Source organism: Agrobacterium sp. OT33 (assembly GCF_017313365.1).
Classification (GTDB): Bacteria; Pseudomonadota; Alphaproteobacteria; order Rhizobiales; family Rhizobiaceae; genus Agrobacterium; species Agrobacterium rhizogenes_A.
Map to the genome: position 1 here is coordinate 263,284 of NZ_JAFLMZ010000002.1, position 23,443 is coordinate 286,726.

General features: G+C 61.1%; 17 protein-coding genes. 11 read left to right on the plus strand and 6 right to left on the minus strand.

What is annotated here, in order from left to right; translation table 11 throughout:
- Positions 1-32 precede the first annotated feature (32 nt).
- The 3 genes from JZX88_RS05320 to JZX88_RS05330 all read left to right on the plus strand — a co-directional run bounded on the left by JZX88_RS05320 (position 33) and on the right by JZX88_RS05330 (position 6,505).
- A complete protein-coding gene (locus JZX88_RS05320; RefSeq protein ID WP_110757139.1) occupies positions 33-2,645 on the plus strand; it encodes a mechanosensitive ion channel family protein in 2,613 nt (870 codons plus the stop codon).
- A 350-nt stretch (positions 2,646-2,995) separates the two neighbouring features.
- Positions 2,996-5,509, plus strand: coding sequence for an FAD-dependent oxidoreductase (locus JZX88_RS05325; protein ID WP_142779275.1), 2,514 nt, complete (start codon positions 2,996-2,998; stop codon positions 5,507-5,509).
- Positions 5,510-5,671: 162 nt separating this feature from the next.
- Positions 5,672-6,505 carry a response regulator gene (locus JZX88_RS05330; RefSeq protein WP_003524770.1) on the plus strand — a complete coding sequence of 278 codons (834 nt, stop codon included), beginning with the start codon at positions 5,672-5,674 and terminating at the stop codon, positions 6,503-6,505.
- A 16-nt stretch (positions 6,506-6,521) separates the two neighbouring features.
- Here the strand turns inward: JZX88_RS05330 and JZX88_RS05335 are convergent, their stop codons facing one another.
- Entirely contained in the window at positions 6,522-8,078 is a 1,557-nt protein-coding gene (locus JZX88_RS05335) for a phospholipase D-like domain-containing protein (protein ID WP_206912818.1), read from the minus strand.
- A gap of 159 nt (positions 8,079-8,237) precedes the next feature.
- On the opposite strand from JZX88_RS05335, the gene JZX88_RS05340 reads away from it, so the two are divergent.
- Genes JZX88_RS05340 through JZX88_RS05350 form a run of 3 tightly spaced genes read left to right on the plus strand, consistent with a single transcriptional unit; the run spans position 8,238 to position 9,552 of the window.
- Positions 8,238-8,552 (plus strand): helix-turn-helix transcriptional regulator, encoded by a 315-nt coding sequence (locus JZX88_RS05340; protein ID WP_006697387.1) that lies wholly within the window; start codon positions 8,238-8,240, stop codon positions 8,550-8,552.
- Positions 8,549-8,902: an SRPBCC domain-containing protein gene (locus JZX88_RS05345; RefSeq protein WP_206912819.1), complete on the plus strand. Its 354-nt coding sequence runs from the start codon at positions 8,549-8,551 to the stop codon at positions 8,900-8,902. The genes JZX88_RS05340 and JZX88_RS05345 overlap by 4 nt, the downstream gene beginning before the upstream one ends.
- Positions 8,903-8,943: 41 nt before the next feature.
- Positions 8,944-9,552, plus strand: coding sequence for an ATP-dependent Clp protease proteolytic subunit (locus JZX88_RS05350; protein ID WP_065115786.1), 609 nt, complete (start codon positions 8,944-8,946; stop codon positions 9,550-9,552).
- Between the two features lie 10 nt (positions 9,553-9,562).
- Here the strand turns inward: JZX88_RS05350 and JZX88_RS05355 are convergent, their stop codons facing one another.
- Positions 9,563-10,453, minus strand: a complete 891-nt coding sequence (locus JZX88_RS05355) for an NAD(P)-dependent oxidoreductase (protein WP_206912820.1) — start codon at positions 10,451-10,453, stop codon at positions 9,563-9,565.
- Positions 10,454-10,686: 233 nt separating this feature from the next.
- Positions 10,687-12,801: a DNA topoisomerase IV subunit B gene (gene parE / locus JZX88_RS05360; protein ID WP_206912821.1), complete on the minus strand. Its 2,115-nt coding sequence runs from the start codon at positions 12,799-12,801 to the stop codon at positions 10,687-10,689.
- Between the two features lie 225 nt (positions 12,802-13,026).
- Here parE and JZX88_RS05365 point away from each other — a divergent pair, with 225 nt between their 5' ends.
- From JZX88_RS05365 to JZX88_RS05380, 4 genes are all read left to right on the plus strand, one after another.
- Positions 13,027-13,908, plus strand: a complete 882-nt coding sequence (locus tag JZX88_RS05365; protein WP_206912822.1) for an alpha/beta fold hydrolase — start codon at positions 13,027-13,029, stop codon at positions 13,906-13,908.
- A gap of 212 nt (positions 13,909-14,120) precedes the next feature.
- The gene (tpiA, locus tag JZX88_RS05370) at positions 14,121-14,891 is read left to right on the plus strand and encodes a triose-phosphate isomerase (protein ID WP_110757147.1); all 771 of its coding nucleotides are present in this window, start codon (positions 14,121-14,123) and stop codon (positions 14,889-14,891) included.
- A 115-nt stretch (positions 14,892-15,006) separates the two neighbouring features.
- A complete protein-coding gene (gene secG / locus JZX88_RS05375; RefSeq protein ID WP_059760449.1) occupies positions 15,007-15,471 on the plus strand; it encodes a preprotein translocase subunit SecG in 465 nt (154 codons plus the stop codon).
- A gap of 159 nt (positions 15,472-15,630) precedes the next feature.
- Positions 15,631-17,259: a CTP synthase gene (locus JZX88_RS05380; RefSeq protein WP_181423919.1), complete on the plus strand. Its 1,629-nt coding sequence runs from the start codon at positions 15,631-15,633 to the stop codon at positions 17,257-17,259.
- A 99-nt stretch (positions 17,260-17,358) separates the two neighbouring features.
- Here JZX88_RS05380 and JZX88_RS05385 read toward each other — a convergent pair whose 3' ends face one another.
- Positions 17,359-18,291, minus strand: coding sequence for an alpha/beta hydrolase (locus JZX88_RS05385; RefSeq protein WP_206912824.1), 933 nt, complete (start codon positions 18,289-18,291; stop codon positions 17,359-17,361).
- Positions 18,292-18,498: 207 nt separating this feature from the next.
- Positions 18,499-19,890 carry a class II fumarate hydratase gene (fumC, locus tag JZX88_RS05390; RefSeq protein WP_174029474.1) on the minus strand — a complete coding sequence of 464 codons (1,392 nt, stop codon included), beginning with the start codon at positions 19,888-19,890 and terminating at the stop codon, positions 18,499-18,501.
- Positions 19,891-20,390: 500 nt separating this feature from the next.
- On the opposite strand from fumC, the gene JZX88_RS05395 reads away from it, so the two are divergent.
- A complete protein-coding gene (locus JZX88_RS05395; protein WP_206913143.1) occupies positions 20,391-22,247 on the plus strand; it encodes a L,D-transpeptidase family protein in 1,857 nt (618 codons plus the stop codon).
- A gap of 311 nt (positions 22,248-22,558) precedes the next feature.
- On the opposite strand, the gene JZX88_RS05400 is transcribed toward JZX88_RS05395, so the two are convergent.
- The gene (locus JZX88_RS05400; RefSeq protein WP_206912826.1) at positions 22,559-23,260 is read right to left on the minus strand and encodes an HAD-IA family hydrolase; all 702 of its coding nucleotides are present in this window, start codon (positions 23,258-23,260) and stop codon (positions 22,559-22,561) included.
- Positions 23,261-23,443 lie beyond the last annotated feature (183 nt).

Here is a 23,443-nt window from a genome sequence, read left to right on the forward strand (position 1 = left end):
ATAGCCTGAGACGGCGTGAAGAGACGAAAGGCATGGATGTGCGGTTGATGTTCGGCGGATTGATGTATGGCGGGCGGGTGCTCGGCGAGCGGCGGGGTGCATGGCGGCGAGACGGCGCCGTGGCTGCGGTGCTGCTGGCGGGATTTTCCCTTCTTTGCGCCTTCCTGCTGTCCACGATGCCGGTCTCGGCGCAGGATGGCGCGAACCCCGCTCCGGTGGTTATCCAGGCCTCCACCGTCGAGCAGGCGAGGACGGATCTCGACAAATGGAAGTCCGATGTCGCGGCCATTGCCGGGCAGGTGGAGGCGGGCGGCAGCGATGACGTCCAGCTGGTCGACCTGAAAGGCCGGGCCGACGGCATCGCCGCCGATGCGGCGGCGAGCAACACCAAGCTGCGCACGCGGCTGGACCAGATCAAGACCCGCCTCGAAGCCCTTGGCGAACCGCCGGCCGAAGGCCAGCCGCCGGAAGCGAGCATGGTGACGGAGGAGCGCGCCCGGCTGACGGCGGAGCGCGCGGAAGTGAATGCCATTGCCGGCGAGGTGGAGAGCATTTCCACCAATGCCGCGCAGATTTCCAACAATATCACCGCAATTCGCCGGGCGCTCTTTGCCGCCACCCTGTTCAAGCGCACCGAAATTTCGGCGCAGACGCTGGGTGACGCATCCTCCGCCTTTGTCACGGAGCTTACCAATCTCAACAACGCCTTCAGCAGCTGGGCGGGTTTCGTGTGGAACTACAAGCGGCTGCCGATGTTCGGCGCCGTGACGCTGTCGATCATGGCGGCGCTGCTGTTTCTGGTCGGCGGTTACCGCTTTTTCGGCAGCCGCATGGACCGGCGCGCCTTTACGGGGGAGCCTTCCTATCTCAGAAGGCTTTCGGTGGCCTTCTGGTCGACCATGGTGCAGTCGCTGTCGCTGCTGCTGTTTCTGGTCACCTCGGCGTTCTTCCTCGATAATTTCAACGTGCTGCGGTCCGACATAGCGCCGATCCTGTTCGGGGCGATGGCGATCACGGGCTTCGTTTATTTCGTCTCGCGACTGAGCTATGCGATCTTTGCGCCGACGCAACCGGAGTGGCGTCTGCTGCAGGTTTCCAACAAGGGCGCGCATACGCTGTCCTCGGCGGTGCTCCTGATGGCGCTCGTCAACGGTCTCGATTATCTGTTCGGCACGATCAGCGAGACGCTCTATTCGCCGCTGATCGTCACCGTCGCCAAGAGTTTCGTTGCCTCGATCATCATCGGCATCATCCTGCTGACCGTATCGTTCCTGCGGCCGGTGATCGGGGAGGGGCAGGATTACGATACCGGCAACCAGCGGCTGCCGCGCTGGCTGGTCATTCTGCTGCGTGTCGGCGGTCTCATTCTCATCGGTGCGTGCCTGACGGGTTATGTCGGTCTTGCGCGTTTCCTTGCCACGCAGATCGTCGCCACCGGCGCGGTGCTGGCGACGATGTATATCGGCATTCTCTCCGGCAAGGCGATTTCGAGGCAGGGCGCCTTTGCGGAATCTCTCGCCGGCCGTTACTTCGCGCGGCGTTTCGGTCTCGGCGTGGTTGCGCTCGATCAGGCCGGCCTTGCCGCCGGGCTCGGCATCTATGCCGTGGCACTGGCCTTCGGCGTGCCGCTCATCCTGTTTTCCTGGGGTTTCCAGCCGGGCGATATCGAAAGCTGGGCCTATCGCCTGCTGACCGGCATCACCGTCGGCAATGCTTCCATCTCGCTGATCGGCCTGTTCGGTGGTGTCCTGGTCTTCGCCATCGGTTATATCATCACCCGCTGGTTCCAGAGGTGGCTGGACAACAACGTCATGGCGCGCGGGCAGGTGGATGCCGGCGTGCGCAACTCGGTCAAGACCGGCATCGGTTATCTCGGCATCGCCGTTGCCGCCATCTTCGGCGTTTCCTCCGCCGGCCTCAACCTCTCCAGCCTGGCGCTGGTCGCCTCCGCCCTTTCGGTCGGTATCGGTTTTGGCCTGCAGAACATCGTGTCGAACTTCGTGTCCGGCCTTATCCTGCTGGTGGAGCGCCCCTTCAAGGTGGGTGACTGGGTGGTGACCGGCACCACGGAAGGCACCGTCAAGCGGCTTTCCGTGCGCGCGACCGAGATCGAGACCTTTCGCGGCCAGTCGATCATTGTGCCGAACTCGGAGTTCGTCAATTCCTCGGTCGGCAACTGGACGCATCGCAATCGCATCATGCGCGCGGAAATCCCGGTTTCCGTGGCTTACGATTCCGATCCGCAGCAGGTCATGGACATTCTTCTGGAACTCGTGCGTGCCCAGCCGCCGGTGCTGCGCAACCCCGAGCCGCATGTGGAATTCCTGCGCTTCGGCGATTTTTCGCTGGATTTCGAGCTGCGTTTCCATCTCGCCGATCTGTCGAACGGGCTTGGCGTGAAGAATGCGCTGAGGATCGCAATCCTGCAGCGTTTCCGCGACGAGGGGATCGCCATTCCGTTTCCGCAACGCAACCTGAACATCCACGTGGAAGGCGACGCCAACCCGCAGATGCTGGCGGCGCTGCTTTCGGAGGAAGGTGACAAGGCGGTGGTGGCCCATACGGGTGCCGCAGCGCCGGAGAAAGAGGCCTTGAAGAGCGAGAAGCCGACTGAGCCGAAGGAGAAACCCGGCGCGAAAGCGTAGATCGCTGTTGCTTGTGGACGTTGAGTTCCGGGCAGGGGCTCGCCGCTTGTCGCCGTCTCCCCCGCCGGGGAGAAGGTCGCGGCAGCGGGTTGAGGCGGAAAGCTCTGCGAAATCCGGCAACGTTACCCCCTCATCCGGCCCTTCGGGCCACCTTCTCCTCCTCGGGGAGAAGACAAGGAGCGGCAGAGCTGTGCAACGTTCGTCCGGCATGCTCCGCATTTTCACGCCTGTCGCAGCACCCTATGGCCATGTCGCAATCAGGCGGCTGAACAACCCGCAAGCGCTTCATATTCCTCCCATCCAATGTCGGCGGAACAAGGCAAGGCCGGCGCTTTTCAGGGGTTCTGTAAATGAAGACACATGCACGGGCGGTGGTGATCGGTGGCGGCGTCGTCGGCGTTTCGACGCTTTATCATCTGGCCAAAAAGGGCTGGAGCGACAGCGTGCTCATCGAGCGCAAGGAGCTGACCTCGGGTTCCACCTGGCATGCGGCCGGGCTTCTGCCGCTGTTCAACATGAGCTATTCGGTCGGCCAGATTCACAAATATTCCGTGAAGTTCTATGAGGAGCTTCAGGAAGAGACCGGCATGAATGTCGGCTTCTCCAAGGTCTCGAATATCCGTCTCGCCCGCACCAAGGACCGCTGGGACGAATATATGTATTATGCCGGCATTGCCGAGACCATCGGCGTGCGCGTCAACATGCTGACGCCGGAGCAGGTCAAGGAAATCTGGCCGCTCTGTGAGACGGACGGCCTGCTCGGCGCCATCCAGCATCCCGATGACGGTTATATCCAGCCTGCCGATCTGACGCAGGCGCTGGCCAAGGGGGCGCGTGATCGCGGGGCGACCATCTATCGCAACACCACCGTCACCGCCATCGAGCAGCTGGAAGACGGTCACTGGAAGGTGACGACCGACAAGGGCGAGATCGTCGCCGAGCATATCATCTCCTGCACGGGCTCCTTCGCCCGCAAAACCGGCGAGATGGTCGGCATCAACATTCCGGTCATTCCGGTCGAGCATCAATATATCGTCACCGAGCCGCACCCGGCCATTCAGGAGCGCCGCCGCCAGGGTCTGCCGGAAATGGGCGTGCTGCGCGAATCCGACTCGGCCTGGTATATGCGCGAGGAAGCGGGTGGCCTGATCCTCGGCCCTTATGAAGTCGGCGCGCCGGTCTGTTATGTCGACGGTCCCTCCGATGACAGCGAATATGAGCTGTTCCAGGAAGAGCTTGACCGCCTGATGCCGCATATCGAAACCGCCATGGTGCGCGTTCCGGCCTTCGGCGAAGTGGGCATCAAGAAGGTCTATAACGGCGCGATCGCCTATACGCCTGATGGCAACCCGATTGTCGGCCCCGCACCGGGCCTGAAGAATTTCTGGCTGAACGAAGGCCATTCCTTCGGCATCACCGCTGCCGGCGGCGCCGGCTGGCAGCTGGCCGAATGGATCGTCGATGGCGAGCCGACACTCGACCTGATGGGTGTCGATCCGCGCCGCTTCGGCCCTTACGCAACGGAAGGTTACCTCATCGCCAAGAACGAGGAAGCCTATGCCAACGTCTTTACCATGCATTACCCGGATGAGGAGCGCTCCGCCGCCCGCCCGCTGAAGACGACACCGGTTTATGACCGTCTGAAGAAGCTCGGCGGCGTCTTCGGCTCTGTCTATGGCTGGGAGCGCGCCAACTGGTATGCGCCGGAAGGTTATGCGCTGCGCGAGGAAGATCTCGGCGTGGGTGCCGATGTCATCACCAGCCACAACCATGCGCCGGCTTTGGATGACGGCCGTATCGTCGAGAAATGGTCGTTCCGTCGCTCGAACTATTTCGAACATGTCGGCAACGAGGTGAAGAATGTCCACCAGAATGTCGGCGTGCTCGATATGTCGGCCTTCGCCAAGATGGAGGTTTCCGGCCCCGGTGCGCGGGCATGGCTCGACAGCATTCTCGCCAATGCGGTGCCGAAGAAGCGCGGCCGTATCGCGCTTACCCATCTCCTGACGCCGAATGGCGGCGTGAAGGCGGAATTCACGGTCTATGAATGGGCGCCGGGCCGCTTCTACATGGTTTCGGCCGGTGGTCTCGAAGCGCATGACCATGACGTGCTGCGCCGCCTTGCGCCCACCGATGGTTCCGTGGTGCTGCAGCCGATCACGCAGAAATACGGCGTGCTGGTTCTTGCCGGTCCGAAGTCGCGCGATCTCCTGAAGAAGCTGACCCGCACCAGCCTTGAGAACAAGGATTTCCCCTGGCTCACCGGCAGGCAGATTTCCGTCGGCGTGGCGACGGCGCATGCGCTGCGCGTCAACTTCGTGGGTGAGCTTGGCTGGGAACTGCACCACCCGATCGAGATGCAGAACTACATCTTCGACCGGCTGATGGAAGCGGGCGCCGAATTCGGCATCAAGCCCTTCGGTATCCGCGCCATGGTCTCGATGTCGCTCGAAAAATCCTATCGCAACATGGGACGTGAACTGTCGGTCGAATATAACGCCTATGAATCCGGTCTCGACCGCTTCCTGCGCCCGGAAAAGAGCTTCATCGGCCGCGATGCGCTGGTGGCCTACAAGGAAGCCGGGGTGAAATGGGTGTTCTCGACGCTCACCGTGTCTGGCAATACGGATGTCGATGCGCGCGGTTCGGAAGCGATCTTCGATGAAAGCGGCGCGCTTGCGGGCCGCGCGACGAGCGGCGGTTTCGGCTGGCGTCTCGGCAAATCAATCGCGCTCGCCATGCTCAAACCGGAATATGCGGCCGTGGGCACCAAGCTCAAGATACGCATTCTCGGCACCTCCTATGATGCCGAAGTGGTGGAAGAAAGCCCGTTCGACACGGACAATGCGCTTCTGCGCGCCTGAGACAGAATATCCCCTCCCAAAGTCGGAATACGGCCCCTCGTGGGCCGTATTTCCGTTTAGGTAAGCATGTGCTCAACTGCTTTTCCGGCAAAAGTGTTATTAATCATTCTGAAAAATGAGCCTGCTATCTTTCCCTGACATACGATGGGGGATCGGGGCAGAATGAATTTTCTCGGCATTACGGGCATGCAATATTCTGGCGTGCCTTTTACCAACAGCCGCATCTTGCTGGCGGAAGATACCAATGTGTTCACCCAGATGGTGAGCATGCGCCTGAAGGAACTGCTGGGCGTTACCGTGGAAGTATGCCGCAATTTCGAGGAATTGCAGGCCTGTTACGAACATTCGCCGGAGCCTGTGACGCTTGCCATTTCCAACATCAACCTGCCGGGGGCGGAGAAGGGCGAGGCGCTGGAATATCTGATCGATCTTTCGATCCCGACCATCGTTTTCACCAGCACCTTTCATGAGGCGACGCGCGAAACGCTGATCGCCAAGGATGTGGTCGATTATATCCTGAAGGACAATATTTTCGCCGTGGATATGCTGACGGAATCCGTCTGCCGCTTTCTCACCAACCACCGTCACCATGTGCTGATCGTCGATGACAGCCCGACGGCGCGGGCGCTGCTTTCGAGCCGTCTCAAGCGTTATAATTTCCGCGTCAGCCTGGCGGATAGCGGTGCGAAGGCGCTCGATATCCTGAAGGCCAATCCCGATATCGGCCTCGTGGTGACCGATTACAACATGCCCGATATCGACGGTTTCGAACTGACGCGGCGCATCCGCACCGTGCGCGGGTCGCATGAGCTGCGCATCATCGGCGTGTCTTCCTCCACCAACCGGCTGCTTTCCGCGCGGTTCCTGAAGGCGGGCGGCAATGATTTCATGCTGCGTCCCTTCATCGACGAGGAGTTTTATTGCCGGGTCAACCAGAACCTCGATACGCTGGTGCAGATACAGCTGGCGAAAGCGGGGGTAAGGCCGGCGGCCTGAGCCCAAGCTTTCCCCGCTAAAGCTGCGATTCCAGCGGCAGGAAGCGCATGATGCCGGCAACGATGCGGCGGCTGAGAGCGGCGTCGGGCTCGCGTCGGTATGTCCTTGTCCGGCCCTGTTCTTCCGTCATCCAGATGATGCGGTTGGCGCTGTCGACATCCAGTTCGAAGCTCATCGTGCGGCGAATTTCTTCGGCGAATATTTCGTCCATGCGGGCCACCAGCGGTGGCGAGGTGAAAACCACGCCCATTTCCGTGTTCAGCGAGGCGGAGCGCGGGTCGAAATTCAGTGAACCGATATAACCGGTCCTGCCATCGCGGGTGAAGGACTTGGTGTGCAGGCTTGCCTGTCCCGAACCGCGCAGGGTGAAACTCGGCTGATCCGCCTGCGAGCGCAATTCATGCAGGCGCACGCCACCCAGCAGAAGCGGCTTGCGATAACGTGCATAACCGGCGTGAACGGCCGCCACATCCGTTGCGGCCAGAGAATTGGTGAGGATGGCGAGCGATACGCCGCGTTCGGCGAGATCGAGAAAAATCTCCATGCCCTCTCTACCGGGGATGAAATAGGGCGAGGTGATGTGCAGGCTCTCATCCGCGGCCTGCAGCAGGGGCAGCAGGCTTTCCATCAGGAAGTTATGACCCTTGCGGCGTTTGCCCGCCGCCTTTTCCGGTGGGTCGGCGAGGATATCCGCCGCCTCGACCCAGTGCAGACGGTCCGACATCAGGAAATGGTCGCGGCCATACTGGCTTTCGACGCGCTCCAGATAGGGTTTTGCCGCTTCGCTTTTCGGCAGGGCATCGAGTTCGCGCCGCAATCTGGCAAGTTTGCTCGGCCTGCGTGACAGGAGCGAGCGCACGGGCACGGAAACGGCGCTGTTCCAGTAATCGTCGAAGATTTCCGTGGCGTCGGCGACGATCCTGCCGAAACCGAGAATATCGAAATCGTGGAAATTCGCCCGCTCGGCGGCGTCGAAATAGGCGTCGCCAATGTTGCGCCCGCCGACGATCACGGCCCGGCCATCGGCAATCCAGGCCTTGTTGTGCATGCGCCGGTTGACGCTGCGAAAGCGCAGCACCAGTTCGAGGCTGCGATGCAGGATGTTTTCCCGCGCCCGGGTGGGGTTGAACAGTCGGAGTTCGATATTGGGATGGCTGTCGATGGCGTGGAAGATGCGGTCGGAGATGGAAACGCCGAGATCGTCGAGCAGCAGGCGCACGCGCACGCCGCGATCGGCGGCGGCGATGACTTCGCGCATCATCAGCCGTCCGGTCAGGTCGGCATTCCACATGTAATACATCAGATCGAGGCTGCGTCCGGCGGCACGCGCCGCCGCCACGCGCACCGCGAAGGCATCGAGGTTGGAATGCAGCAGGCAGAGCGCATTCTTCTCGTTCCAGCCGTTCCTGATCGATTGCCAGTGCCGGTCCAGTGTCGTCGCGTCTTCGGCAAGGGGCAGGGCGGCGGAAGGGCGCTTGGGAATGGCCTTTTCCCGCTGCTTGCCGATGACGACGAACAGGCTCGGCCCGATGACCATGAGAAGAATGACGATGAAGACCGTAAATGCAGTCACTTGTTTCGATCGCTCCCGGCCCGAAGATTATCAGGCGGGATGAAAACGCGCGAGCGGATAAAGCGTTCACGGCATCTCCTGCCGTCGGAGTGAAAAAGGCGCGTTTTCCACGCGCCGAAAGGGCTTGCGAATCACATAAGTGTTTGCTTATGTGATGTCATGACAGAGAATGATATTTTCCGGGCGCTGGCCGATCCGACGCGCCGCGCCATTTTCGAAAAGCTGGCGGATGGCGCCATGAATGCTTCCGCCCTGCGCGAAGGCATCGAGATCAGCCAGCCGGCCATGTCGCAGCATCTTTCGGTGTTGCGCGGGGCAGGGCTGGTGGTTGAACGGCGTCAGGGCCGTTTCGTCAATTACGAGGTCGATCCGGAAGGGTTGACCCGCATTGCGGCATGGCTTGGCAAATACCGCGCCTACTGGCCGCAGCGCATTGAGGCTCTGAAGCTCCTGCTGAAGGATATGGATCAATGAACAGGCAAAAGCCGGAAGCACCTGATGCCATCGAGCTTGAATATGATCTGGACGAACCGCCGCAGAAGGTGTGGCGGGCGATCAGTATTCCGGCGTTCCGCGCCATATGGTTGCCGGCAGAAGAACTGGCGGAACCGGAGGCGATCGATATCAAGCCCGGTGAGGAGGTGCGCTACCGGCTGCGCGAGGATAGTCCGCCATTTCTGGAAAGTACGGTCACCTTCAGGATCGCGGCGAATGCCCAAGGCGGCACCAGCCTGCGCATCATTCATGACCTGCCCGTCAATATCGGCCGGATGATAAAGGCCGCTGCAAACCACAACGGTTCGCCGATCAAGCTCGCCGCCTGATCCGGAACGTTCCCCGACATTTCAACGACAGGAGTTCGCCGATGCGCGAAGCGATGCAACTCGTCCCCATGGTAGTCGAACAATCGTCGAGGGGAGAAAGGTCTTTCGACATTTATTCCCGCCTGCTGCGGGAAAGGATCATTTTCCTCAACGGCGAGGTGAACGATACGGTTTCCGCGCTGGTCTGCGCGCAATTGCTGTTTCTCGAGGCGGAAAACCCGAAGAAGCCGATCCATCTCTACATCAATTCGCCGGGCGGTGTGGTGACCAGCGGTCTCGCCATGTATGACACCATGCACTATATCCGCGCACCGGTTCATACGCTCTGCATGGGAACGGCCCGTTCCATGGGATCGTTTCTGCTGATGGCGGGTGAACCGGGGGAGCGGAGCGCCCTTCCCAATGCCAGCATCCACATTCATCAACCGCTGGGCGGTTTCCAGGGGCAGGCGTCGGACATGCTGATCCATGCCGAAGAGATGAAGCAGACGAAGCACCGCATGACGCGGCTTTATTCCGAACATTGCAAACGCAGTTATGAAAAATTCGAAGCGGCCATGGACCGGGATTTTTTCATGACGGCGGAGCAAGCTCTGGAATGGGGCCTGATCGATCGCATTCTGGGCGTTCGTGAGGATGTCGCGGCATAAGGCCGGACGCTTATTCGGATTTCCTGCTGATATTGGCGCCCACAGGCAGGACCTCCAGACTGCGTCGGTCCAGTTGCGCAAGTACCTCCCCAAAGCTGAAGCGGGATATCCAGCCAAGTCCCGCTGCGGCGCGGGCGGGCGAATAGATCCGGTCAATCGTTGCCGGCAACGTCCATCCCCGCTGCGCGAAAGCTTCGGCGAGGGCCGGCGTCCGCTGCCGGAGAACGGAAGCGGCATCCTTGGCGAGGCTGTCGCAGTCATCGGCGGAAAACGGCGTGGTCGCCGATATGATATAGCGCTGGAAATCTCCTCCCGCATTGGTCAGCGCCAGCACATGGGCATCGGCGACATCGCGCATATCGACGCCGCGATGCAGCCGGTAAGCCGCCATCACGTCGGCGGGCTCCGGGAAACTTCTGGACATGCGCAGCACGCGCACGGCGAGATGCGGGCCTGCCATTTCCTCCAGCATCCGTTCGGCTTCGAGCTTGGTGCGGTGATAGATGCTTTTCGGCCGGGGCGGCGTCTCTTCATCGATGAAGGTGCAGGACCCTGCGGACACCGTGCGTCCGTAAAGCGCCGTGGTGCTGGTGAAGACCAGCCGTGGCACGCCCGCCGCCATCGCCGCTTGCGCCACCATGCGGGTTCCCTCGACATTGATGCGCTGGAATTCCGCATCCGGAACCATGCCGACATGCGGAGCGTGGAGCGCTGCCGTATGGATCACCGCATCCGCCTGTTCGAAAGCGGAGCGCAACAGCGCCGCGTCCGCGAAATCGCCGACGATATGGGTGGTGGAAAAGGGGGCGCGATCCATGCCGGTGACATCGTGCCTGCCGGCCAAGGCGCGGAAAATCGCGCGGCCAACCCGGCCGGAGCTGCCCGTCAGCACTATCCGCATGATGTTCCGCTCCCCATCGACATAGCTAATACGAGGCCCATTGAGGGGGATCGTAACCTGCCCTCATACGCGACGTCATCCTTGGGCTTGTCCCAAGGATCTAATCACGTCCAGTAAAATCGAGACGTTGCAGATGCTCGGGACAGGCCCGAGCATGAGGGAAGAGAGCGTTCGGTACTTTCTCCGCAATCTGACGGCAGCTGGGCGAGCCGTCCCAAAACCCATCCGGACGATCAGATATCCAGATTATCCGCGAAGGCCGCCCGTTCCTGAATGAAACGGAAGCGGGCATCGGCCTTGGTGCCCATCAGATTGTCGACGGCCTCGCGGGTGCCTTCGAAATCCACATCGTCGATCTCGACGCGCAGCAGAGTGCGCTTTTCAGGATCCATGGTGGTTTCCTTCAGCTGCTGGGCCATCATCTCGCCAAGGCCTTTGAAGCGGCCGATTTCGACCTTCTTGCCCTTGAAGACGGTTTCCATCAGCTCGGCGCGGTGGGCGTCGTCGCGGGCATAGGCGCTCTTGGCACCCTGACGGATGACGTAGAGCGGCGGCACGGCGAGATAGAGATGGTTGCCGCGAATGAGTTCCGGCATTTCCTGATAAAAGAAGGTGATGAGCAGCGAGGCGATATGGGCGCCGTCGACATCGGCATCGGTCATGATGATGATGCGCTCATACCGCAAATCCTCTTCGCGGTATTTGGTGCGCGTGCCGCAGCCAAGCGCCTGGATGAGATCGGCGATCTGCTGGTTGGCGGAGAGTTTTTCGCGGCTGGCGCTGCCGACGTTGAGGATTTTACCGCGCAGCGGCAGGATGGCCTGGTTGGCGCGGTTGCGCGCCTGCTTGGCCGAGCCGCCCGCCGAGTCGCCTTCGACGATGAAAAGTTCCGCATTTTCGGCGGTGTTCTGGGCGCAATCCGCCAGCTTGCCGGGCAGGCGCAGCTTGCGCACCGCCGTCTTGCGGTTGACTTCCTTTTCCTTGCGGCGGCGCAGGCGCTCTTCGGCGCGCTCGATCACCCAGTCGAGCAACTTGGCCGCTTCGCCCGGATTGCCGGCCAGATAATGGTCAAAGGGATCGCGCAGCGCATTTTCGACGATGCGCTGGGCTTCGACGGTGGCGAGCTTGTCCTTGGTCTGGCCGACGAATTCCGGCTCGCGGATGAAGACGGAGAGCATGCCGGCTGCCGAAATCATCACGTCATCGGTGGTGATGTCCTTGGCGCGCTTGTTCTGGGTCAGATCCGCATAATTCTTCAGACCCTTGGTGAGCGCGATGCGCAGGCCGGCCTCATGCGTGCCGCCTTCGGGTGTCGGAATGGTGTTGCAATAGGAATGAATCTGCGTGTCGCCGCCATACCAGGTGACGGCCCATTCCAGCGCGCCGTGGCCGCCGGTCTTTTCCGTGCGGCCCGAGAAAATCTCGCGGGTGACGGTGAATTCCTTGCCGAGCGTGGCGGCGAGATAGTCCTTCAGGCCGCCGGGGAAATGGAAGACCGCCTTTTCGGGGATTTCACCATCGGCCGGCACCATGCCGGGATCACAGCTCCAGCGGATTTCGACGCCGCCGAAGAGATAGGCCTTGGACCGGGCCATGCGGAAGATGCGGGCTGGTTCGAACTTCGCGTGGTCGCCAAAGATTTGCGGATCGGGATGGAAACGCACGCGGGTGCCGCGACGGTTGTGCACGTCGCCCAGTTCTTCCAGCGGACCGATCGGCAGGCCGCGCGAGAAACGCTGGCGGTAAAGTTTGCGGTTACGGGCCACTTCCACTTCAAGAAGATCGGAGAGCGCATTGACCACGGAAACGCCGACGCCGTGCAGGCCGCCCGATGTCTCATAGGCCTTGCCGTCGAACTTGCCGCCGGCATGCAGCTTGGTCATGATGACTTCGAGCGTCGACTTGCCGGGCACCTGCGGGTGGTTTTCCACCGGAATGCCGCGGCCGTTATCGGTGACCGTCAGGAAACCTTCGGCATCGAGATGGACTTCGATGAAATTGGCGTGGCCGGCGACGGCCTCGTCCATGGAGTTGTCGATGACTTCGGCGAACAGGTGGTGCAGCGCCTTTTCATCGGTGCCGCCAATATACATGCCGGGGCGCATGCGCACCGGCTCCAGCCCTTCGAGCACGCGGATCGAGGACGCGCCGTAGCCGTCACCGGACGGTGATACGGGGGCGGGCGGCATGACGGCCGCAACGGCTGCGGGTTTCGGCTGCACATTCACGTTAGCGGGCACGTTGGCCGCCGCGGTCACCGGTGTCTTCACGGCATCCCCGTCCCTTTCCGTTTCGCTGTTTCGTGCCGCCGGAAGACCGGAGAAGAGATCGTTGCTATCGTCCATCATGTCCAAAGTTCAAAGTCGTGTGTCAGAATTTCGCCATGCGAATCATTATGCCAGTAGCGTCAATCATAACGCCAAACGCGGTTCCCGTCCGATTTGAAGTGGGTCCGTCTGGCAAACGCGGCGCATCCTATGCCACGATTGTGTCAGGGTTTCGCAACAGGAGGATTGCGCTGGCGAGGTTGCGATGGCAAGTCTCGCAGCCACGAATGAACGGTTAGCCAAGGCATGTCCACAGCTCATTTCACGTTTTGTACTCTTTTCAGCCTGACTGTTGCGGCCATGCCGGTTGCGGCCTTTGCCGCTGACGGGCCGCTGCGCCCTTTCAAGGATGAGCTGTTTTCCGCCCAGACGGTGCTTTCCAGCGGGGATGGCGGCGCGTCCGAGGTCATCGACTATCAGGAAATGCGCGATATCAACGGCCGCGATGAGGTGCCGGAGCGGCGGGTGAAACGGCAATATGTCGATATGACACCGAAAAAGGCGCAGGCGCTGGAAACCGTGTCCGTTGAGGGCAGGGCGCTTGATGTCGGCCGCGTCGGGCCGGCAAGCGGGCAGGCCTTCACGGTCATCTTCATCCATGGGCGTGGCGGTGACCGGCGGCTCGGCATGAACGACTACACCTTCGGCGGCAATTTCAACCGGCTGAAAAATCTGGCCGTCGCCAATGGCGGCACCTATTATGCGCCGAGCGTGCGCTCCTTCGATGAGAACGGCGTTGCCGATATCGCAGCGCTGATTGCCGATGCGGCCAAAAAATCGGACGGCAAGCCTGTCGTGTTGACCTGCGCCTCGATGGGCAGTTTCATCTGCTACGGCATCAGCCGCGACAAGGCTGCCGTCGCCAATCTCAAGGGCATGGCGATCCTCGGCGGTGCGGTCGATCCCGATTTTCCGAAAAGCGTCTTTGCCAGGGCGAAGAAGCCGGTCTGGTTCACCCATGGCAGCGCCGACAAGGTCTATTCGGCGGACCAGCAGGCGACGATCTTCCGTTCCTTGCTGAAGGCCGGCGAGCCGGCGCGGTTCACGCGGTATGAGACCGGCAGCCACGGCACACCGGTGCGCATGACTGACTGGCGGGCGGTTTTGAACTGGATTTTGAGCCGCTGAGGCCGTCATTTGGGTCAGCAACGGCAATTTTTTGGAAATTGCCCGTCGTTTTGAACCTTTGGGCCGCTTTTTTGTACCATTTGCTGCCGGCTGAGGTTAAAGGAATAACCCGGGATTTCCGGCAGTGTTTCTGTCGCGATTATGGGCCGTGATACGGCTGAGGGAAGGGGTGCCGCCAAGGGCGGCCTCAAGACAAAGGGAATGGGATACGCATGACGCCGAATGTTCGACCGCTTGTTGCCGGAAACTGGAAGATGAACGGCACCCGTGCCTCGCTCGATCAGATCAAGGCCATGGCAGAGGGCGTCAAGGGCGCGCTGTCCGAAAAGGTGGATGCGCTGATCTGCCCGCCCTCGACATTGCTCTACGTGGCAACGGCGCTGTGCGATGACAGCCCGCTGATGATCGGCGCGCAGGATTGCCACCAGAACGCATCGGGCGCCCATACCGGCGATATTTCCGCCGAGATGATCGCCGACTGCTTCGGCACCCATGTCATCGTCGGCCATTCCGAGCGCCGCACCGACCATGCCGAGACCGATCATCTGGTGCGCGCCAAGGCATCTGCCGCCCATCAGTCCGACCTTATCGCCATCGTCTGCATCGGCGAGACGGCGGATGAGCGCAAGGCGGGCCAGACGCTCGACATCCTCAAGCGCCAGCTCGCCGGCTCCCTGCCGGATGAGGCGACCGCCGAAAATACCGTCATCGCCTATGAGCCGGTCTGGGCGATCGGCACCGGCCTGACGCCGACTGTGGACGATGTGCGCGAGGCCCATGCCTTCATGCGCGACGAACTCGTCAAGCGCTTCGGTGATGCCGGCAAGACCATGCGCATCCTTTATGGCGGCTCGGTAAAGCCCGCAAATGCGCTGGAACTGATGGGCGTCGAGAACGTGGATGGTGCGCTGATCGGCGGCGCGAGCTTGAAAGCCTCGGACTTCCTGTCCATCTATGCGGCATACGAGCAACTGACGGCTTGATCGGAGCTTTCCTGCGCGTGGAGCGGGAAAGGGGCTTGGAATAAGCCTTCGCCTCATGTAAAGAGCCGCAAAACCTTCTTTATGGTGCTCCGCGCGGGGCATGGAATGGATTGTCATGCAGACCGTTTTGATTGTTATTCACCTCATGATCGTGCTGGCGCTTGTCGGCGTGGTCCTGATCCAGCGTTCCGAAGGCGGTGGCCTCGGTATCGGCGGCGGTTCGGGCTTCATGTCCGCGCGCGGAACGGCCAATGCGCTGACGCGCACCACGGCGATCCTTGCCGCGCTGTTCTTCGCGACCTCGCTCGGCCTCGGCCTTCTGACGCGCTACGAATCGCGCCCGACCGACATTCTGAACCGTATTCCGGCCACACAGGGCCAGGGTAACGGCATTCTCGATACGCTCGGCCCGGCGACGACGCCTTCGACGCCCGCTCCGGCTCCGGCTGAAAATGGCGTTCCGACCAATAATGGTGCTGCCGCTCCGGCGCAGACCACTCCGGCTCCGGCCGCATCCGGCACGGCCGCTCCGGCCCCGGCGCAGCCCGCCGATCCGAACGCAGTTCCGACCGGTCAATAAGCCCGGTTTTGATTTAACGCTCCGGCAGGCCAAAAGCCTGCCGGTTTTCTTTTGTTCGCATTCCGGCCAGTTGAATTGTGAATTCGTCAACAGCGAATTTGCAACAGCATGAATTTTGGGCTGGCGGAATCAGAGGTAAAAAGGTATCCGGTGAATCCCATGGCGCGATATGTATTCATCACAGGCGGCGTGGTCTCCTCTCTCGGTAAGGGCATCGCAGCTGCTGCACTCGGAGCTTTGCTGCAATCCCGTGGTTATCGGGTGCGGCTTCGCAAACTCGACCCCTATCTGAACGTTGATCCCGGCACCATGAGCCCGACACAGCACGGCGAAGTGTTCGTGACTGACGACGGTGCCGAGACGGACCTCGACCTTGGCCACTACGAGCGCTTTACCGGGCGTTCGGCCACCAAGACCGACAACATCACCACCGGTCGCATTTACAAGAACATCATCGACAAGGAACGGCGCGGCGACTATCTCGGCGCAACGGTTCAGGTCATTCCGCATGTCACCAACGAGATCAAGGATTTCGTGATCGAAGGTAATGACGATTACGACTTCGTCATCTGCGAGATCGGCGGCACGGTGGGTGATATCGAGGCGATGCCGTTCATGGAAGCGATCCGTCAGCTCGGCAACGACCTGCCGCGCGGCACGGCGATCTATCTTCACCTGACGCTGATGCCTTACATTCCGGCAGCCGGTGAGCTGAAGACCAAGCCGACCCAGCATTCCGTCAAGGAACTGCAGGCGCTCGGCATTCACCCCGACATTCTGCTGGTGCGTGCCGACCGGGAAATTCCGGAAGCGGAACGCCGCAAGCTTTCGCTGTTCTGCAATGTGCGTCCGTCCGCCGTCATCCAGGCGCTGGATGTGGCGAATATCTATGACGTTCCGATTGCCTACCACAAGGAAGGCCTCGATTCGGAAGTGCTGGCCGCTTTCGGCATCGAGCCGGCGCCGAAGCCGCGCCTGGAGCCTTGGGAAGAGGTCTGCAACCGCATCCGCACGCCGGAAGGCGAAGTGACGATTGCGATCGTCGGCAAATATACCGGCCTCAAGGATGCCTATAAGTCGCTGATCGAGGCGCTGCATCACGGCGGTTTTGCCAACCGCGTCAAGGTCAAGCTGGAATGGATCGAGTCCGAGGTCTTCGAAAAGGAAGACCCGACGCCCTATCTCGAAAAGGTCAACGGCATTCTGGTGCCCGGCGGCTTTGGCGAGCGCGGTTCGGAAGGCAAGATCATGGCGGCGCAGTTCGCGCGTGAGCGCAACGTGCCCTATTTCGGCATCTGCTTCGGCATGCAGATGGCGGTCGTGGAAGCGGCCCGTCATCTCGCCGGCATTGAAAATGCCTCTTCGACCGAATTTGGTCCGACGTCCGAGCCGGTTGTTGGCCTGATGACCGAATGGGTGAAGGGCAACGAGCTGGAGAAGCGCTCCTCCAAGGGCGATCTCGGCGGCACGATGCGTCTCGGCGCCTACAAGGCGGCGCTGAAGAAAGACACGAAGATCGCCGATATCTACGGCACGACGGATATTTCCGAGCGCCACCGTCACCGCTACGAGGTGAATGTGGACTACAAGGACCGGCTGGAAGAATGCGGCCTGGTCTTCTCGGGCATGTCTCCGGATGGTGTCCTGCCGGAAACCGTGGAATATCCCGATCACCCGTGGTTCATCGGCGTTCAGTACCACCCGGAACTGAAGAGCCGCCCGCTCGACCCGCACCCGCTGTTTGCGAGCTTCGTCGAAGCAGCGGTGGAGCAGAGCCGGCTGGTTTGACGGTTTGAATGATTACGAAGAGGGCCGCTTTTGCGGCCCTTTTTTATTGGGGTGGCAACAGGTCTCAAGACGCGCGGTGCGATGGATTGCCGGGAGGCCTCATGCCAGAAAGTTCTGCTTCCGCAACCACGCCTCATACCAGTTTGGCCATGCCTCTGTTGGGGTGCCGGCCTTGCCCATGCCGAAGCCGTGGCCGCCGGATGCGACCGGATGAAACTCGACATCCACGCCAGCCTTTTCACAGGCCTCCCGCATGATACGGCTGTTGGCGGGATTGGAAATCCGGTCGTCATCCGCCTGTGTGAGGAAGATCGGAGGGCAGTCTTTGCTCACATGGCTTTCCACCGACCATTCCCGCGTTGCCTCGTCTGCCGGGTGTCTGCCAACCAGCGATCTGCGGGTTGATGTGCGGTCATAGGGTGCTGCAAGCGTGATGACCGGATAGATCAGAGCCGCAACATCCGGCCGGGCTGATTGCCTGTCGATCTCATCCACGCCTTCGTAAGATGTGAAGGCCGAGCGGGCGGCGGCAAGCCCCATCAGGTGCCCGCCTGCAGAAAAACCAAGCGCGCCGATCCTGTGCGGATCGATCTGCCATTCCGGGGCGCGTGCACGTACCAGACGAAATGCGCGCTGCACATCCTGAAGCGGTGCCAGCGGTCCGGCCGCCCATCCTTCGATCGGCAGGCGGTAGCTGAGGACAAAAGCATAAATGCCCCTGGCCGCGAGCCAGCGCGCGGCGGGATAGGACTCCTTGCCTTCCTCGATGCGCTTATATCCGCCGCCACCGGCAATGATCATTGCAGACCCATTGGGCTTGCCGGGGGCAAATATCTCAAGGCTCGGTATGGCGATATTGGTGACGGCGCCTTTTTCGCTGATATCCGCGGGACCATCCGGACCGCCGCCACCGGGCGGCAGGTCGGGCCAAAGAGCGATACGAGGCCGATTGTCCTCAGCAAGCAGATTTGGGACTTTCATCGCCGTGGCGAGGAATGCACCGGCAAGAAGCAGGCTGCGGCGGCAGATCATGATGTCATCCTCAATCGGGCATTTGGCTCCGGCATTATCCCAGAAGAGCAGTTTATGAAGACGATATAAAAAACCAACAGGTCAATATGGGGGCAGCCCGATATTCCGGCCCGGGCCGCCCATGTCACGGCTTCCTCGCGCCGCGTCAATCGAACAAACAAAAACGGGCCCGAAGGCCCGTTTCCATGTCCGTTGAATATGGTTGGCTCACTTCGGCCCGATCATGTTTTCCGGGCGCACATACTGGTCGAATTCCTCGTTGGTGAGGTATCCGCCGCCGACGGTTTCTTCGCGCAGGGTCGTGCCGTTCTTGTGCGCGGTCTTGGCGATCTTGGCGCAGATGTCATAGCCGAGCTTGCTGTTTAACGCCGTCACCAGCATCAGCGAGTTCTCGACGCCCTTTTTGATGTTGTCTTCGCGGGCTTCGATGCCGACGACGCAATTGTCGGTGAAGGAGACCGCCGCATCGCCCAGAAGCTGGACCGACTGCAGGAAGTTGTAGGCCATCATCGGGTTATAGACGTTGAGCTCGAAGTGGCCCTGCGAGCCGGCAAAGGACAGTGCCGCATTGTTGCCGAAGATGTGGGCGCACACCTGCGTCAGCGCTTCCGACTGGGTCGGGTTGACCTTGCCCGGCATGATCGACGAGCCGGGTTCGTTTTCCGGCAGCGACAATTCGCCGAGGCCGGCGCGCGGGCCGGAGCCGAGGAAGCGGATGTCGTTGGCGATCTTGAAGAGTGCTGCGGCTGCCGCATTGATCGCACCATGCGAGAAGACCATGGAATCGTGCGAGGCGAGCGCCTCGAACTTGTTCGGCGCAGTGACGAAGGAGAGGCCGGTGATCTTGGAGATTTCCTCGGCAACCTTTTCGGCGAAGCCGATTGGGGCGTTGAGGCCCGTGCCGACGGCCGTGCCGCCCTGGGCGAGCTTGGAGAGCGCGGGCAGGGTGGTTTCAATGTTGGCGATGGCAGACGCCACCTGTGCGGCGTAGCCGGAGAATTCCTGGCCGAGTGTCAGCGGCGTTGCATCCTGCGTGTGGGTGCGGCCGATCTTGATGATCTTTTCGAACTGCTTGACCTTGGCTTCCAGCGCCTTGTGCAGGTGCTTGAGGCTCGGCAGCAGGTGGTGAACGATTTCTTCCACGCAGGCGATGTGCATCGCGGTGGGGTAGGTGTCGTTCGAGGACTGGCTCATATTGACGTGGTCGTTCGGGTGAACCGGCTTCTTGGTGCCCATTTCGCCGCCGAGCATCTCGATCGCACGGTTGGAAATCACCTCATTGGCGTTCATGTTGGACTGGGTGCCGGAGCCGGTCTGCCAGACGACGAGCGGGAAATGCTCGGTCAGCTTGCCGTCGATGACTTCCTGTGCGGCGGCGATGATGGCGTCGCCAACCTTGGGGTCGAGGCCGGCCAGCGCCATGTTGGCGCGGGCGGCGGCCTGCTTGACGATGCCCAGCGCACGAACGACAGAGGCGGGCTGCTTTTCCCAGCCGATCTTGAAGTTGCCGAGCGAGCGCTGCGCCTGCGCGCCCCAGTAGCGATCGGCCTGAACTTCAATGGGTCCAAATGTATCGGTTTCCGTCCGTGTGGCTGTCATCAATCTTGCCTTTTTACTCGTGTTCCTCCGCCAAAACGGTGCCTTCGCCCGCCTTGCGCGGCCGATATATAGAATCATCGCGCCGGCAATGAAAGCGCTGCAATGCGGCGGAGGCAGATATTTCCCGCCGCGTTAAAGCGATTTCGACACCGGGGCAGGGCCGGGATGAAAAACGGACCGGCGTGTCATTTTTACTACGTCGCGAAATGGCCAGAAAACCGGGCTTTCCGCGGCATGTCAGCGGTGCCTCAGGCCACGGTAAAGTGAATGAAATAAATAGAAATTTAACCATTCTCGCCAATTCTGGAAATTACGTTTTTATGGCTTTGGCTGTATCATAAGGTTCATTTCGGCACGGTTGTGGACTTTGGGCGTTTCTTTTCAACGGGCCGTTGATCGGCTAGACAGGCATGAAACTGATGCCCGCCCTTTCGCCGGCGGTGCTGGGTGCTACGAGGATCAAATTGCAAGTCACATCTGGAAAAACATCGGCAGCGCTGGTGCTGGCTCTCGGTCTTTCCGTTTCCACCGCTCTTCCCGGCAGCGCCGGCGCGGTAACGCTGATGGACCTCCTGCGCGGCGGCCCGGGCAAGGTTGCGCGCGATCGCGGTGAGCTGCCGCCGGCCGGCATCGTCACCTCGCCGCCGAGCGCGCGGATGAGCGCCGATGCCTCCGATCCCGAGCCCCTGCCGCGCGTTTCCGGCCCGCGTTATTACGATTACAAGGCGGATGCGGCCCGCGCGGTGAACACGGCGAATTTCGGCGAGGGCCTCGCCAATCTGAAGTTCAGCGCCACACCCGAAATCGCCAAGGCGCTGGAGGCCTATTACGGCGCCGGCGGCAAGACGCTGTGGGTTTCCGGCGGGGAACTGACCGAGCGCGCCAATGCCGTCATGGCCTTCTTCGAGACGGTTGGCGAAAGCGGCCTTGATCCGGCCGATTACAGCATTTCCGCGCCGGCAAAGGATGTGACGGCCAGCATCAGCAGCAATGCGACGGGTGCGACGGCGACCGGAACGCCGGTGGAGACGGCCTCCGCATCGACCTTTGACGTCTACCAGCGGGCGCAGATGCAGTTCGAGCTGGCGCTGTCGGCCAAGGTTCTGGCCTATGTGCAGGATACCGTCCGCGGCCGTGTCGATCCGAACCGGCTCTCCGGCTACCATGATTTCAAGCGCAAGACGGTGAACCTTGCGCCGGTGCTGAAGCTTGCGGGCCTGAGCCCCGATGTCGCTGCCTATCTGCGCAGCCGCGAACCATCGAGTGCCGAATATCAGGCGCTGAAGGCTGACCTTGCCCGCCTGCGCGGCGAGGGCGATGCGGCTCACACGGTCCGCGTTCCCGCCGATCTGGTGCTGAAGCCCGGCAACAGCAGCGCCGATATGGCCAATGTGGTCCAGGCGATCGAACATCGCGCTTCGCCAGCCTTCAAGGCCGAACATGCGGCAATCATTTCCGGTTATCAGCAGACGCCGGATTATACGCCTGATCTCGTCGATCTGGTGAAGGCGTTCCAGAGCGAGAACGGCCTCAAGCCGGACGGTGTCATCGGCCGCGCCACCGTGCGCGCCATGGTCGGCGAAAGCAACGAGGCGAAGATCGCCAAGGTGCAGGTGGCCATGGAGCAGATCCGCTGGCTGCCGGCGGATCTCGGCCAGCGCTACGTCTTCATCAACCAGCCCGCTTTCATGGCCTATTACCACAATGACGGCCAGGAACAGTTCGGCATGAAGGTGGTCGTCGGCTCCAAGGCCAACCAGACCTATTTCTTCCAGGACGAAATCCAGACCGTCGAGTTCAACCCCTATTGGGGCGTGCCGCAGTCGATCATCGTCAACGAGATGCTGCCGAAGCTGCGCCGCGATCCGTCCTATCTCGACCGGCTGGGTTACGAAGTTCAGGTCGGCGGCCGTGCGGTCTCCTCCACCAGCGTCAACTGGTATGGCTCCACCAATTCCATTTCCGTGCGTCAGCCGCCGAGCAGCGACAATGCGCTGGGCGACCTGAAAATCCTGTTCCCCAATGCACATGCCATCTACATGCATGACACGCCGGCCAAGAGCTTCTTCAACCGCGACATGCGGGCGCTGAGCCACGGCTGCATCCGTCTGGTCGATCCGCGCCGCATGGCGGCCGCGGTTCTGGGCACCAGCGTCGACAAGGTGGGCGAGCAGATTGCTTCGGGCAAGAACCGCGCCGTGCAGGTGCCGGTGAAAATCCCGGTCTATGTCGCCTATTTCACCGCCTGGCCGGACAAGGATGGCAAGGTGCAGTTCTTCGACGATGTCTATGACCGCGACAGCTATGTGCAGAAGGCCTTTGCCGTGACGACGAAGGCGCGGGCCGCGTCGATCTGATCAGAATAACATCAAGAAAAAAAGCGCCGGAGACGGCGCTTTTTTGTTTGAAGGAAAGGCCTGCCAATTTGTTTGGTGCTGGAGTCCGCCTGCTACATTTGGCGTCAACGGCAACACCGTACTCCGTCACCCCGGACTTGATCCGGGGTCCAGCGCGATCAAGTCCTTGATCGCAAAAGAGTCTTTTCACGGCGCAGACGCGCCGTGGCTGGATGCCGGATCTAGTCCGGCATGACGGATGAGAGGTTGTTCAGCTCTCATCGACGTCGGAATCGCCGTTCCCTGGCGCTTTACTTGTCTGGTCCAGCCTCTCAGGCAGCCGCTGCACCCTTCGCAACCAGTTCTTCGAACAGCGCCGGCGTCAATTCACTGAAATCGTCGATCACGACATCCGGTTCGAGTTCCGCCATCGGTACATCCGAGTAACCGAAAGTGACGCCAATCGACGGGACGGTGGCGTTCTTTGCCGCGAGGATGTCGTTGATGCTGTCGCCGACCATGATGGAGCGCCTGATATCGCCGCCAGCCTTTTCGATGGTGCCGAGAATATGGCGGGCATCCGGCTTGCGGAAGGAGAAAGTGTCGCCGCAGGTGATGGCGGCGAAATAGCGTGTCAGACCGAGTTTTTCGAGCAGCGGCAGAGCCAGGATTTCAGTTTTGTTGGTGCAGACGGCAAGCGTGATGCCGGCCTCCGAGAGCGCATCCAGCGTGTTGATGATGCCGGGATAGGGGCGGCTTTCACCCGGCATTTCGGCGCGGTAGTGGGTGATGAAGCGCTCATAGAGCGGCTCGATTTCGGCTTCCGGCAGTTCCGTCTCGCGAAGCGCGAAGGCCCGCTTGATCATCACCCGCGCGCCCTGGCCGACGAGATGGGTCAGGTCGTCATAGGTGACGGGAGCAAGCCCGGCTGCGGCAATGGTGTGATTGAGGCTCGAGACCAGGTCGGCGGCGGTATCGACCAGCGTGCCGTCGAGGTCGAAAATGGCGAGCGGGGAGAGCGGGCGGGATGTCACGGGAACTGGCCTCTTGGAGAATGCGGATGCTGGAATATGGGTGCTTTCGTTCGCGCCAAGCCTAGGCAAACGGGCCTGTCTTTGCAACCGCGTCACAACGTTCTGTTCGTTGGCTTGAAAAAGGCTTTCGTTTGGCTTTCGACCCGTGTAAACAGCACGGCGACGACAAAGCTACCGGAGTTT

Coding starts and splice junctions, on each gene's coding strand:
- JZX88_RS05320 (WP_110757139.1), top strand. CDS start 33: ATGGATGTGCGGTTGATGTTCGGCGGATTGATGTATGGCGGGCGGGTG.
- JZX88_RS05325 (WP_142779275.1), top strand. CDS start 2,996: ATGAAGACACATGCACGGGCGGTGGTGATCGGTGGCGGCGTCGTCGGC.
- JZX88_RS05330 (WP_003524770.1), top strand. CDS start 5,672: ATGAATTTTCTCGGCATTACGGGCATGCAATATTCTGGCGTGCCTTTT.
- JZX88_RS05340 (WP_006697387.1), top strand. CDS start 8,238: ATGACAGAGAATGATATTTTCCGGGCGCTGGCCGATCCGACGCGCCGC.
- JZX88_RS05345 (WP_206912819.1), top strand. CDS start 8,549: ATGAACAGGCAAAAGCCGGAAGCACCTGATGCCATCGAGCTTGAATAT.
- JZX88_RS05350 (WP_065115786.1), top strand. CDS start 8,944: ATGCGCGAAGCGATGCAACTCGTCCCCATGGTAGTCGAACAATCGTCG.
- JZX88_RS05355 (WP_206912820.1), bottom strand. CDS start 10,453: ATGCGGATAGTGCTGACGGGCAGCTCCGGCCGGGTTGGCCGCGCGATT.
- parE (WP_206912821.1), bottom strand. CDS start 12,801: ATGATGGACGATAGCAACGATCTCTTCTCCGGTCTTCCGGCGGCACGA.
- JZX88_RS05365 (WP_206912822.1), top strand. CDS start 13,027: ATGTCCACAGCTCATTTCACGTTTTGTACTCTTTTCAGCCTGACTGTT.
- tpiA (WP_110757147.1), top strand. CDS start 14,121: ATGACGCCGAATGTTCGACCGCTTGTTGCCGGAAACTGGAAGATGAAC.
- secG (WP_059760449.1), top strand. CDS start 15,007: ATGCAGACCGTTTTGATTGTTATTCACCTCATGATCGTGCTGGCGCTT.
- JZX88_RS05380 (WP_181423919.1), top strand. CDS start 15,631: ATGGCGCGATATGTATTCATCACAGGCGGCGTGGTCTCCTCTCTCGGT.
- JZX88_RS05385 (WP_206912824.1), bottom strand. CDS start 18,291: ATGATCTGCCGCCGCAGCCTGCTTCTTGCCGGTGCATTCCTCGCCACG.
- fumC (WP_174029474.1), bottom strand. CDS start 19,890: ATGACAGCCACACGGACGGAAACCGATACATTTGGACCCATTGAAGTT.